Here is a 13670-nt window from a genome sequence, read left to right on the forward strand (position 1 = left end):
ACCCTACTAGGCGGTAACAAGGGAAACCACGGCATGAAAGGTGGCGTACCTCACACCGGATTCGTCGCCGGCCCGAAAGCGTGACCGTCAGACGACATGACCGCCTGCGCACACAACGGCGCGGGGGCGTCGAAGCGTCGAGAGATCCGCCCGAGGATCGTCATCGAGGACGAGGAAGTCGGCGCGGTCACCGTGCTCGAGAGTTCCCGCTCCGAGCCAGCGTCGGGGTTCGGTGGTCGCCGATGCGAGAGCACCTGCGGCACCGAGGCCGATACCCGCGAGCCGCTCGATCTCGTCGACGATGCGCCCATGCCCGATGAATCCACCGGCATCGGTACCCGCGTACATCGCAACGCCCGCCTCGCGCGCCGCGGCAAATGTCGCGGGCGCATCGGCATGCAGCTTGCGCATGTGCGCGGCGTATGTCGGGTATTTGTCTGCGCCCGCGGCGATCTCGGGGAAGTTGTCGACCTGAATCATGGTGGGCACCAGGGCAATCGACTTCTCGACCAGCAGGTCGATCTGATCGGCGTGTAGGCCGGTGCCGTGCTCGATGCAGTCGACGCCAGCCGCGATGAGGTCGTCGAGCCCGTCACTGCCGAACACATGCGCCGTGATGCGAGCACCCGCGTCATGCGCCGCAGCAACGGCACCGTCGAGTTGGGATCGGGTCCACAGCGGGGCGAGGTCGCCCACCCCGCGGTCGATCCAGTCACCGACGAGCTTGACCCAGCCGTCGCCTGCAGCAGCCTGTCGGGCCACCTCAGCGGGTAGGTCGTCGGGCTCGTCGAGTTCGATGCCGTATCCGCGCAGGTACCGCTTGGCGCGCGCGATGTGCTTGCCGGACCGGATGAACAGGGGGCCGGCGTCGGCGTCGAGTGGGTGGGTGTCGAGCGGTGAACCGACCTCGCGGATGAGCAGTGCCCCGGCTTCGGCGTCGGCGCGCGCGAACGCGCGGGCCTGCTCGATGGTCACGCCGAGTCCCGGCGCGATTCCCACGTGATTGTGGGCATCGACGAGTCCCGGAACGATCCAGCCGTCGGTGGCGACGGTCGTGGCGTCGGGCACCGGCTCGCGCGAGATGGTCTCACCGACCACCCACAGCTCGACGAGCTCATCGGTCAACGGATCGTGACCGCGATAGTGACGTGCCGTCGACGATCCGCGACCGCTCACGGCTACTTCTTCTTCGGCTGCTGGAACTGCGAGATATCGATGCCTTCGAGGCCCGGGGGCAGTTCGTCGAGACCAGCAGGCATGCCCGAGAGATCGGGGAAACCACCGGGCATACCGGGGAAACCGCCGCGCACCTTCGGTGGTGTCGGTCCACGTCCCTTGGCTTTGCCCTTCTTGCCCTTGCCCTTTTTACGGTTGGTCTTGCGAGAACCGCCGCCCAAGCCCATGCGACCGGACATCTGGGCCATCATCTTGCGAGCCTCGAAGAACCGGTCGACAAGCTGATTGACCTCGCTGACCGTCACACCCGAGCCGTTCGCGATGCGAAGTCGGCGTGAGGCGTTGATGATCTTCGGGTTGTCGCGCTCGGCGGGAGTCATGCCCCGGATGATGGCTTGCACGCGGTCGAGTTGCTTGTCGTCGACCTGCGAGAGAGCGTCTTTCATCTGGTTGGCGCCCGGCAGCATCCCGAGGATGTTGCCGATCGGTCCCATGCGACGCAGCATCTGCATCTGCTCGAGGAAGTCCTCGAGTGTCAACTCGCCCTGGCTGATCTTCTGTGCGGCGGCTTCTGCCTGCTCGGCATCCCAGTGCTGTTCGGCCTGTTCGATGAGGCTGAGCACGTCGCCCATACCGAGGATTCGGCTCGCCATTCGGTCGGGGTGGAAGACGTCGAAGTCCTCGAGCTTCTCACCGGACGACGCGAACATGATCGGCTGACCGGTCACCTCACGGACCGACAGGGCAGCACCGCCGCGAGCGTCACCGTCGAGCTTGGTGAGCACGACACCCGTGAATCCGACGCCGCTCTGGAAGGCTTCCGCGGTGGCCACCGCGTCTTGGCCGATCATCGCGTCGACGACGAAGAGCACTTCGTCGGGCTGAGTTGCCTCACGGATGTCGGAGGCCTGGCCCATCAGCTCCTCGTCGATACCGAGGCGACCTGCGGTGTCGATGAGCACGACGTCGTAGTGGTGATCGCGGGCCTCGGCGACGCCTGCGCGCGCGACGGCGACGGGATCGCCGTGGCTGACCGTGCCCAGATCGCCCGTCTGGCCGATGCTGGTCCCGGGATCGGGCGCGAACACCGGGACACCCGCGCGCTCGCCGACGATCTGCAGCTGGGAAACGGCACCTGGCCGCTGGAGGTCGCAGGCGACGAGCAGCGGAGTGTGGCCCTGTTGCTTGAGCCAGTGGCCGAGCTTGCCCGCCAGCGTGGTCTTACCCGCGCCCTGCAGGCCCGCGAGCATGATGACGGTCGGCGGGTTCTTGGCGAACCGCACGCGGCGCGTCTCGCCGCCGAGGATGCCGATGAGCTCCTCGTTGACTATCTTGACGACCTGCTGGGCGGGGTTGAGCGCCTGCGAGACCTCGGCGCCCTTGGCGCGCTCCTTGATCCGGGCGATGAAGGCGCGCACCACGGGAAGAGAGACGTCGGCCTCGAGTAGGGCAAGACGGATCTCACGTGCGGTGCGGTCGATGTCGGCGTCGGACAGGCGTCCCTTGCCGCGCAAATCCTTCAGCGCACCGGTCAAGCGATCGGAGAGGGAGTCGAACATTGTTCCAGTGTCCCATGAGCCGACGTGTGCTCGCCGCAGCGGTGCGTCTCTCGTTCCCCCTGCCGACCGTCGACAGAGGGAACGCGATCGTCAACTGATCGGGACGCCTGATCGTCCGGAGCCGGTCGTGCCCGCGGGGCCGCCGTCGCTGTCATCCTCCGAACGCGGCTGAGGCGGTGGACATGCCGCGATCACGGCATCAGCCAAGGCGGTACGCGCCTGCGGGGTGTCGTCGGCCAGACGAAGACAGAAGTTGTCGACGACGGTCGGCCCGAGAGTCGTCACCTTCGCCCACCGGACGTCGGCTCCCTGCTGCTCGATGACCTTGCTGACGCGACTGAGCAGACCCAGGCGATCGTCGGTGCGCAACTCCATCAGCACCTCGTCGTCGGACGGCGCGGAGGCCCAGAGGACCCGCGGCGGAGCGATGGCGAACAGCGCGGGTACCGCGTTCTTGGGATGCCCGGCACCATCGACGGCGGGATCGGTACTTCCCGCCGCGGCACCGGCTCCGATCCCCGGTGCGGCATTGACCGAGCCGATCGTCGGGATCGGCGAACTGCTTTCGCGCGCGTCGAGACGCTCGATGACGTCGATCTTGCCCTCCACGGCCGCGATCAACTGCTGGCGAAGCAGACCGGCCTCCGGCGGCGAGCCGAATGTCGGGACCACGACAAACGTGTTGACCGCGCGGCGTTGCCCGTCCGACGTCTCGATTCCCTGAACCGTCGCGGAGTGCGACCGCAACCCGTTCAACGCGACGACTCCCGCCATCTTCGACAGCAGACCCGGCGTGTCGGGCGCGACCATCACCACGGTGAACGTGTGCGGTCCCTCCCCCTGCGTGATGCTGACCGCATACTCACCGGACTCTGCGAGCGCACGCGTCTGCGCACTGAGCGGTTCGGGCTCCTCGGGGGTTTCGCCGTCGATCAGGCGCATCGTGCGTCGGACGAGATCGTTGATCAGCGACGCTTTCCACTCACCCCAGACACCGGGACCCGTGGCCCGTGAATCCGCTTCGGCAAGTGCCGCAAGTAGTTCCAGCAGCACCCTGTCGTATCCGAGAGTCTCTGCGACCTCTGTCGCGGTTGCCGGATCGTCGAGGTCGCGTCGCGTCGCAATCGACGGCAGCAACAGATGATGACGCACCAGCTCCGACAGCACGTCGACATCTTGCGGCCAGAGTCCGAACCTGTTGCCCACCTGTACGGCGAGTTCGGCTCCGACGATGCTGTGGTCGGCACCGCGTCCCTTGCCGAGGTCGTGGATCAGCGCACCGAGCACCAGCAGGTCGGGTCGCGAGACGCGGGTCGTCATCGAGCTCGCGTAGGCAGCGGTCTCGACGAGGTGGCGGTCGACGGTCCAGGTGTGCACCGCGTCTCGTGGCGGAAGATCACGGACCGCACCCCACTCCGGCAGGAGTCGGCCCCACAGCCCGGTGCGGTCGAGCGCCTCGATGGGATCGATCATGTGATGCCCGGAACCGAGCAACACCAGCAGGTCGCTCAGCGCTTCTGCCGGCCACGGCTCGCGCAGTTCTGGTGCGTAGTCGGCGAGCCGCGAGAGCGTCGAGGCGCTGATCGGCAGTCCGGTACGCGCCGACGCCGACGCGACGCGAAGGATGAGTCCTGGATCTTTGCTCGGAATCGCGTTGCGCGCCAACACGATCTCACCGTTGTGCTCCACCACGCCCTCGTCGAGCGGACGTCGGATGGGCGATCGCCTCAGCTTCGAGAGACCGCGGCGCGGTAACGCATTGCCCGCAGTCCGCAGGCCGACGTCGATCGAGTAGCTGATCGTGCGGGCGGAGTCGCTGATGACGCGCGCGAGGTCGAAGCGGTCGCCGATGCGCAGCGATGCACCCATCTCGTCGGCGTCCTGTGCGCGCACCTGCTCCCGGGGACGCCCGGCGATCCGGTGCAGTTCGGTACGGATGTCCAACAATCGGTGATAGGCCATCTGCGGCCCCGCATTCGGCGAATCGGGACGCAGGCCTCCCATGCCGTCGGTGAGTTGCGCGATGGCCAGCGCGCCGAGGAGTTGCACGTCGCGCAGGCCCCCGCGACCGTTCTTCAGGTCGGGTTCCGCGCGATGCGCGATATCTCCCGCGCGACGCCATCGATCCTGTGCGTGCTCGACCACTTCGGGGAAGCGGTGTCTGATCTCGGTGCGCCACTGCTGGCGCACTCCCCCGATCAGCAGCGACGACAGATCCTCGTCGCCCACGATGTGGCGCGCCTCGAGCAATCCCAGCGCGGCCGTGGTGTCCTCGGCGGCGACCTGCAGGGCCTGAGGGACCGTGCGCACGCTGTGATCGAGCGGAATGTTGGCGTCCCACAGCGGATACCAGAGTCCGTCGGCAACTTCTGAAAGCCGTTCGACGGCGAGGTCGTCGTGCAGCAGGATCAGGTCGAGGTCGGAATGCGGAAGCATCTCCCCGCGCCCGAGTCCGCCGACGGCGACGATCGCCAGTCCGCTGTGCGGCCTGATCCCGAGCTCGGCCGCCTTGCTTGTCAGCCAGAATTCGTGCAGGTCGACCAGAACCTGCCGTAACCCGGGGGCGTCGAGCCTCCCGGCACCGGTGGCCTCGGTGAGTTGCTTACGGGTACGTGCCAGGTCGGTCGCTGCGAGAGGGCCACCGCCTGGTCCCATTCCGGGCCGTGGCCCCGCACCCGACGAATCGTCGGACGCAGGGCCACGGTCGGAGTTGACGAAAGGCAACGGGCCTACAGCGCGTCTGCGCCGCGCTCGCCGGTTCGGACGCGAACGACCGACTCGACCGGGGAGACCCACACCTTTCCGTCACCGATCTTGCCGGTTCGCGCGGCCTCCACGATGACATCGACGACCTTGTCGACAGCCGCGTCGTCGACGACGACCTCGACTCGTACCTTGGGAACGAAGTCGACCGAGTATTCAGCGCCGCGGTACACCTCGGTATGGCCCTTCTGGCGACCGTAACCCTGCACCTCACTGACGGTCATTCCCAGAATCCCGGCCTGCTCCAGGCCGGCTTTGACGTCCTCAAGCGTGAACGGTTTCACGATTGCGGTGATGAGCTTCATTGGTTATCCCTCTCCACAGGATTCAGCGTAGTAGTCAACGACCGGGGATTCATGCCAGTTCGTACGCGGTCTCGGCATGTTCTGCCTCATCGATGCCACTCTTCTCCTCATCGGGCTTGATGCGCCAGCCGAGCGGCTTGAGCACCAGAGCGATGATCGCGGTGAGAACACCGGTGAACGCGAGTGCGAATGCGGCGATCACGATCTGCACCACGAGCTGCTTGTAGTCGCCGCCCCAGAACAGGCCCGTGTCCTTGGCCAGGAAGCCGATGCCGATGGTGCCCCAGAGTCCTGCGACCAGGTGAACACCGACGACGTCGAGCGAATCGTCGTATCCGAACTTGTTCTTGAGTCCGATGGCAACCGCTGCGAGAGCACCCGCGATCACGCCGAGGATGAGCGAACCAACCGGCGTCAACGCGCCACAGGCAGGGGTGATGGCGACAAGACCGGCAACGATGCCCGACGCCGCGCCAACGCTGGTGGCGTGCTTGTCGCGCACCCATTCAACCCCGAGCCAGCCGATCATTGCCGCCGCGGTTGCGGCAGTCGTGTTGACCCAGACCTTGCCTGCCGTCATGTCCGCGGCGAGCTCGGAGCCCGCATTGAAGCCGAACCAACCGAACCACAGCAGTGCGGCACCGAGCATCACGAACGGGATGTTGTGCGGCCGGTAGGCGGTCTTGCCGAAGCCGACACGTGCACCGACGATGATGGCCAACACCAGACCGGCCATACCGGCGTTGATGTGGACGACCGTGCCACCGGCGAAGTCGATCGGCGCCACGTTGGCGGTTCCGTCCGAGTTCGTGCCGAACATCCATGACGCGAAGCCCTTTTCGGCGTTCGACATCAGGCCGCCGCCCCACACCATGTGGGAGAGCGGGAAGTAGACGATGGTGGACCACAGCACCGAGAACACCAGCCAGGTGGAGAACTTCACGCGCTCTGCAACAGCCCCCGAGATCAGGGCGACGGTGATGACGGCGAAGGTGAGCTGGAAGGCAAGGAAGACAATGGCGGGAACGTGGGTGTCGACGCCGGTCCACAACACGTATGTCGGCTTGTCTTCGGTACCCGCCGTGTTCATCAGCTGATCGGATCCGAACAGCGAGAACGGATTCGAGAAGATGCCCCAGATATCGGAGTCACCGGTGACGGTATTTCCGAACGACTCCGAAAACCCCCACAAGACGTAGACGATGCTGACGGTCGCAACCGAGCCGAACGACATCATCATCATGTTCAGAACTGCTTTACCCCGAGACAAACCCCCGTAGAAGAAGGCCAGCGCTGGAGTCATCAGAAGAACCATCGACGCACTGGCCAGCATCCATGCTGTATTGCCGGCGTCGGGCTCTCCGAAAACACTATCCGGTAGTGCAGAGACCACTGTAGAAAACCTCCTCAGAGCGCGCCGACGGCTCGGCGCCTGCAAAGACTCTGTCGGGCAGTGGTTTCAGCTGTGGTGCTCCCGTGTTTCGAGCGTGTGAACCAAAGCCCGATTCACATTTCGCGAAGGTAAATCGCCAGGTGAATCGGACATGGCCTCAAAGGTTTTTCGCAGCTTACAGAAGCGCGTCGATGAACGCTTCCGGGTCGAACGGCGCGAGATCGTCGGCTCCCTCGCCGAGTCCGACGAGCTTCACCGGGACGCCGAGCACCTCTTGGACGTTGAACACGATGCCGCCCTTGGCGGTTCCGTCGAGCTTGGTCAATGCGACGCCGGTGATGTCGACGACCTCGGCGAAGACCTTCGCCTGAGTCAGTCCGTTCTGGCCGACGGTGGCATCGAGGACGAGGATCACCTCGTCGACGGGAGCCTTCTTCTCGACGACTCGCTTGACCTTTCCGAGCTCGTCCATCAGACCGGTCTTGGTGTGCAGACGTCCCGCCGTGTCGATGAGCACCACGTCGACGCCCTCGTCGATCCCCTTCGCGACGGCGTCGAATGCCACTGCCGCCGGGTCGGCCTGTTCCTTGCCGCGCACGATATCTGCACCGACGCGCTCGCCCCATGTCTGTAGCTGATCTGCCGCCGCGGCTCGGAATGTGTCGGCCGCGCCGAGCAATACGCGCCTACCGTCGGCGACGAGGACGCGCGCGAGTTTGCCCGTCGTCGTGGTCTTGCCGGTTCCGTTGACGCCGACGACGAGTACCACCGCCGGTGTGTCGGCATGAGGCAGCGCACGGATCGAACGGTCGAATTCGGGGTGTAGTTGTTCGACGAGCACCCTGCGCAGCAGTGCGCGAGCGTCGTCGGCGTTGCGCACCGGATTGGTGGCCAGCTCGGTGCGGAGCCGTTCGATGACCGCTTCGGTCGCGGCCGAGCCGAGGTCGGCCATGACCAGGGTGTCCTCGATCTCCTCCCAGCTCTCCTCGTCGAGGTCGCCTGCACCGAGCAGCCCGAGCATGCTCTTGCCGATCGCGCCCTGCGACCGCGACAGGCGCCCACGCAGCCGACCGAGTCGGCCTGCCGTCGGCTCGATCTCCTCACGCGGCGGAGCTGTGGCCGCAGCCTCCTCGTCCTCGATCTCGTCGATCTCTTCGATGATCTCGTCGGGACTCTCACCGACCGACTCGACGATCTCCTCGAACAGCGGGGTGGTGACCGACGAATCTGTGTACTCGTCAAGCGGCACCGATTCGCTGGTCAGCGCCGACTCTTCGGTGGTCGCACCGGTGTCGGTGCCGTCCGCGGTCGGTGCAGCGGTATCGGTGGTGTCTGCGGCCGGTGCAGTGGTGTCGCTAGTCGCAGTGTCGGTAGTCGCAGTGTCGGTAGTCGCGGTGTCTGCTGTCTCAACGTCGGCGGTATCGGGCAGCGTGACGTTGGTGATGCCGCGACGTTCCGAGTCGCGCGGGACCGATGCGTCGTCGCCGACGCCGGGCTGACCGTCGACCTCGGTCCGCTCGGTGGGCGCGATGGTCGGCTCGGGTGGTTGCGCGACAGCGGTTCCCGACGCCGCACCACCCTGGCTGAAGCTGAAGCCCGACGACGCCTTGTACCCGCCTGAGCGATCGACCTGCGGTTTCGAGCCGTCGACCACTTGTGTCTGCTCGTCGTCGTGGAGGGAGATGCGTCGTCGACGCGCGAGGACGAGACCCGCGACGATCAACGCGAGGATGACGACGACCGCGATGACGATTCCGATGATGATTCCGGTGTTCACTGCTTCTCCAGTTCTTCCCGCATATCTCGGGCTGCGTTGTCCATCGTGCTCCTCCGCCGACCAGCGGAAGGGGCGTTCTCTATGTTGGCGCCCTGTTTGTCATGTTGGCGCCCTGTTTGTCATGTTGGCGCACTGTTCGTCGTCGCTGTGGTCGCATCCGGCACGTCGGTTTCCTGCCCGCCGACGCCGTCTCCCCCGTCGGTGCTGTCTCCACCCACTGCCGGCTGAGCGGTTGCCGTGACCGCGACGTTCTGGCCGCGCAGACGCTGTGAGATCACCGTCGTGATGCCGTCACCACGCATGCTGACGCCGTAGAGCGCATCCGCGACCTCCATCGTCGGCTTCTGGTGGGTGATCACAATGAGCTGCGACCGTTCACGCAACTGCTCGAAGAGGGTGATCAAGCGGCGCAGGTTGGTGTCGTCGAGCGCTGCTTCGACCTCGTCCATCACGTAGAACGGTGAGGGTCGCGCGCGGAAGATCGCCACGAGCATCGCCACGGCGGTCAGCGACTTCTCGCCACCCGAGAGCAACGACAGCCGCTTGACCTTCTTGCCGGGTGGCCGCGCCTCGACCTCGACTCCCGTGGTCAGCATGTCTCCGGGTTCGGTGAGGATGAGTCGACCTTCGCCGCCGGGGAACAGCGTCGAAAAGACTTGGGAGAACTCGCGTTCGACGTCGGCGTAGGCCTCGGTGAACACCTGCAGGATGCGCGCGTCGACGTCCTCGACCACGTCGAGCAGATCCTTCCGCGCGGCCTTGACGTCCTCGAGTTGCGCAGACAGGAAGCTGTAGCGCTCTTCGAGGGCGGCGAACTCCTCCAGCGCGAGGGGATTCACCTTGCCGAGGGTATTGAGGTCTTTCTGCGCTTTCTTCGCGCGCGCTTCCTGCGTCGCGCGGTCGTACGGCAGCGGCGCGGGCGCGACGACGCTCTCGCCGCGCTCCTTGGCCTGCTCGTACTCGGACATCTCCAACGCCGAGGGCGGCATCGGGACGTCCGGGCCGTACTCGGCGATCAGATCATCGGGCGACATCGCGAAGTTCTCCAGTACCTGCTCCTCGAGCTGCTGGATGCGCAACGCGGACTGCGCGCGGGCGACCTCGTCGCGGTGCACGGAATCACGCAGGGCGTTGAGCTGATCGGTGAGTGCCGCCGCTCGACTCTTCAGCGCCTCGAGGGTTTCGGTGCGCGCGGCCTTGACCTGCTCGAGCTCGTCGCGACCCGCCTGTGCTGTTGCGACAGCGCCGACGAGACGTTCGGAGACCGCGGTGGCAGCCTGGGCGACCTCGGCCGCCACCTGCGCCGCGACCCGACGAGCCTCGTCCTGGCGTCGGGCACGTTCACGGGCGTCCCGTTCACGTTGGGCGGCACGACGAAGCGAATCGGCACGGCCACGCACCGACGCGAGGCGCTCCTCAGCGGTACGCAACGCCAGACGCGCTTCCATCTCACTCGAACGCGCACCGGCGACGGCAGCGGCAGCCGCCGAGCGTTCGCCCCCGTCTCCCCCGACCTCGTCGGGTTCGGACGTCGACTCGTCACGCGCCAGGCGTAGGCGTTCCCGCAGCTCGGCGAGGGTGGTGAGCATGTCGCCGCGACCGTCTTCCGCGCGGTCGCGCTGCCGCGTGAGCCGGTCGGCCTCCGACTGTGCCGCGCGGACTTCCTGACCCAGTCGGGCGAGTTGCTCGTAGGCTCCGCCGACGGCCGCATCCGACTCGTGCAGCGCGGCCAACGCCTCTTCGGCGGCCTCGCGGCGGGCGCGCTGTTCGGTCAGTGCACCTTCGAGTGCCGCCTGCGTCTCCTCGGTGGTTCGATGCGCTGCGGCGAGATCTGCGGTTGCGGTGTCGATCGCCGAAGTGACCTCCAACGTCGACGGACGACGCGACGATCCGCCCTCCACCGACGCAGGGCCGATGCGGTCGCCCTCCCGCGTGACGCACCGGAGGCCGTGCCGTACCGCGAGGTCGACGCCTTGCTCGGCGTCGTCGACCACGACGACGTCGGCTAGTAGATGATCGACGGCACCCTTGATCTGCGACGGCGCGGTGACCACGGAGCTCGCCCAGACCGCGCCGTCGGGCAGCGCGACCTCGCGACGCGGTGCGGCGTCGTCGAGTCCGCCGAGGAGCAACGACGCCCGGCCGCCATCTCCGGTCTTCAACGCCTGCAGCGCGCGGACGGCAGCGAGCGCGTCGACCGTCGCAATCGCGTCGGCGGCGGGCCCAAGCGCTCCGGCGATGGCCGTCTCGAAACCCGAGTCGACAGCCAGCAGGTCCGAAACGGAGCCCGCCAAACCCTCCGGCGCATTCTCGAGCAGCCACGCACCGCCGTCGTTGCGTTCGAGGCCCACCGAGAGCGCCTCGATCCGCGCGGCCAGCGACGCGATCCGCTGCTCCGCCTCACGTTCGGCGGCCTGCAGCGACGCAACCCGCTCATTCGACAGATTCAGCGCCGCGACGCACCGCTCGTGGTGTTCGTCGAGGCCCTGCTCCGAGGCCTCCATCTGGCTCAGTGATTCGGCTGCCGAATCCTGTTGCTGCGCAGCAGTTTCGGCGCGTTCGACGGCGGCTGCGATCGCAGCGGTGAGGCGCGACGCCTCGGCGTCGACGCCGTCGGCCTTGGTCTGCAGACTCTCGACCTGTCCCTCGAGCCGCGCGAGTCCCTCGCGTCGGTCGGCCACCGCACGCACCGCGGCCATGTGAGCCTGCTCCGCCTCCGCGGCGACGCGCTCGTACTCCTCGAGTTCGAGCTTGGACACCTCCAGCGACTCGGCGGCAAGCGAAACCGCCTCGGCCATTTCGGCCTCGGTGAGCGCGGCCTCCTCAGCCTGGCGTTCGAGTTGTTCCGGATCGGGACCGCCGGAGCTGGCCGTCGGCTCCGCGAGGTAGCGGCTGCGTTCGGTTGCGACCCGATTGGTCGCGTCGACACGCTCGGCGAGCGCCGACAACCGGAACCACGCCTGGCCTGCCGCCGCGGCAGCGGGAGTGACCTGGGCGAGATGGTCGGTGTGCTCGGCGACCTCGGCATTGACGGTGTCGAGTTCTGCGGTGACCTCGTCGGAGCGTCGTCGAATCTCTTCTTCGACAGCGGTGTGCTCGGCCATCTCCGTGCGTCGGGTCACCAGGTCGTCTGCGGCCAACCGCAGTCGTGCGTCGCGGAGATCGGCCTGCACCGTCTGAGCTCGGCGGGCAACCTCGGCCTGCCGTCCGAGCGGTTTGAGCTGTCGCCGCAGTTCGGCGGTGAGGTCGCTCAGACGCGCGAGATTTGCCTGCATCGAGTCGAGCTTGCGAACGGCCTTCTCTTTGCGCTTGCGGTGCTTGAGGACTCCTGCCGCCTCTTCGATGAAGGCACGACGGTCCTCCGGCCGCGATTCCAGAATTGCCGCGAGACGGCCCTGCCCGACGATGACGTGCATCTCGCGCCCGATACCCGAGTCGGACAGCAACTCCTGCACGTCCATCAACCGGCACGAACTCCCGTTGATCTCGTACTCGCCCGCACCGTCGCGGAACATCCGTCGCGTGATGGATACCTCGGAGTATTCGATCGGCAGAGCGCCGTCGGAGTTGTCGATCGTCAGCGTCACCTCGGCCCTACCGAGAGGCGGCCGACCCGACGTCCCGGCGAAGATGACGTCTTCCATCTTGCCGCCACGCAGCGCTTTCGCACCCTGCTCACCCATGACCCACGTCAGGGCGTCGACCACGTTCGACTTACCCGAGCCGTTGGGGCCCACCACGCAGGTGATGCCGGGCTCGAATCGCAGAGTCGTGGCCGACGCGAAGGACTTGAAGCCCTTCAGGGTCAGGCTTTTCAGGTGCACGACCGTTAAGCCTACCCATCACCCGATGCAGTCAGGCGCAACCGGGCAGGCGGTTGATCGGCGGATCAGCGTTCGACGAATCCTTGCAGGTCATCCCGTGGCGCATCGAAACGTTCGACGACGAGGTCGACCCGACCGGGAGTGTCGCCCGAACGCAGCAGGTCGAGTAGCGCGTGCGCCTGCGGCTCGGCCCCCTCCGCGACGACGAGCACCCGCCCATCGGCGAGATTCGTCGCAGAACCGACCAGGCCGAGCTCCAGGGCGCGCGAGCGCGTCCACCAGCGGAACCCGACGCCCTGAACCTGTCCGTGAACATGCGCGGTCATCCGAACGACCTGGTCGGAACCACTCATCGGGGCGTCAGTCGCTCTCGATGACGAGTTCGACCTCAGTGCCCGCCTTGAGCGTGCGGCCCACCGTGCACACCGAGTCGATCGCGCGCTCGACGACCACCAGCAGTCGCTCCGCAGCGGCGGGATCGAGTTCGGACAGGTCGACGTCGAGCACCTCACGCAGGCGCGGGTACACCTCGTTCTCGCGGTCGGCGTCGCCCGAGACGCGGATCGTCGCGTCGTAGTCGTCACCGAGGCGACGTGCGAGCGGGCGGTCCGACGACATCCCGGTGCATGCGGCAAGCGCGATCTTCAGCAGCTCACCCGGTGTGAACACGCCGTCGACGTCCTGCGAGCCGATCAAAACTTCCGCACCACGTGAACTCTTGCCGGTGTAGCGACGCGTACCGGTCCGCTGCACCCACAACTCGGTGTGTGCCGAGCCGGCATCCGATACCTGCGGCGCCGCTGTGGTCGCGGACGAATTCTCGCTGGTCATCTGCGCGATGACTCCCTTCGCAATCGACGACGGCGCACCCGA

General features: G+C 66.7%; 9 protein-coding genes. All 9 read right to left on the bottom strand.

What is annotated here, in order from left to right; genetic code table 11:
- Positions 1–87 precede the first annotated feature (87 nt).
- Complete coding sequence (locus A5766_RS03670; protein ID WP_005205009.1) at positions 88–1176, bottom strand: amidohydrolase family protein; 1089 nt, start codon at positions 1174–1176, stop codon at positions 88–90.
- Between the two features lie 2 nt (positions 1177–1178).
- Positions 1179–2735, bottom strand: coding sequence for a signal recognition particle protein (ffh, locus tag A5766_RS03675; RefSeq protein ID WP_064903458.1), 1557 nt, complete (start codon positions 2733–2735; stop codon positions 1179–1181).
- Positions 2736–2825: 90 nt separating this feature from the next.
- The gene (locus A5766_RS03680) at positions 2826–5459 is read right to left on the bottom strand and encodes a [protein-PII] uridylyltransferase (protein ID WP_064903460.1); all 2634 of its coding nucleotides are present in this window, start codon (positions 5457–5459) and stop codon (positions 2826–2828) included.
- Positions 5460–5464: 5 nt separating this feature from the next.
- Positions 5465–5803 carry a P-II family nitrogen regulator gene (locus A5766_RS03685; protein ID WP_005176661.1) on the bottom strand — a complete coding sequence of 113 codons (339 nt, stop codon included), beginning with the start codon at positions 5801–5803 and terminating at the stop codon, positions 5465–5467.
- Positions 5804–5852: 49 nt separating this feature from the next.
- On the bottom strand, positions 5853–7196 hold the full coding sequence (locus tag A5766_RS03690; RefSeq protein WP_005205015.1) for an ammonium transporter: 1344 nt from the start codon (positions 7194–7196) through the stop codon (positions 5853–5855).
- Positions 7197–7371: 175 nt separating this feature from the next.
- A complete protein-coding gene (gene ftsY, locus A5766_RS03695) occupies positions 7372–8973 on the bottom strand; it encodes a signal recognition particle-docking protein FtsY (RefSeq protein WP_005205023.1) in 1602 nt (533 codons plus the stop codon).
- Positions 8974–9092: 119 nt separating this feature from the next.
- On the bottom strand, positions 9093–12797 hold the full coding sequence (gene smc / locus A5766_RS03700; protein WP_064862210.1) for a chromosome segregation protein SMC: 3705 nt from the start codon (positions 12795–12797) through the stop codon (positions 9093–9095).
- A 65-nt stretch (positions 12798–12862) separates the two neighbouring features.
- Positions 12863–13123 carry an acylphosphatase gene (locus tag A5766_RS03705; RefSeq protein WP_064862225.1) on the bottom strand — a complete coding sequence of 87 codons (261 nt, stop codon included), beginning with the start codon at positions 13121–13123 and terminating at the stop codon, positions 12863–12865.
- Positions 13124–13157: 34 nt separating this feature from the next.
- On the bottom strand, positions 13158–13628 hold the full coding sequence (locus tag A5766_RS03710) for an OsmC family protein (RefSeq protein ID WP_064862209.1): 471 nt from the start codon (positions 13626–13628) through the stop codon (positions 13158–13160).
- Between the last annotated feature and the right edge of the window lie 42 nt (positions 13629–13670).

This window comes from Gordonia sp. 852002-51296_SCH5728562-b (genome assembly GCF_001665475.1).
GTDB lineage: Bacteria > Actinomycetota > Actinomycetes > Mycobacteriales > Mycobacteriaceae > Gordonia > Gordonia sputi.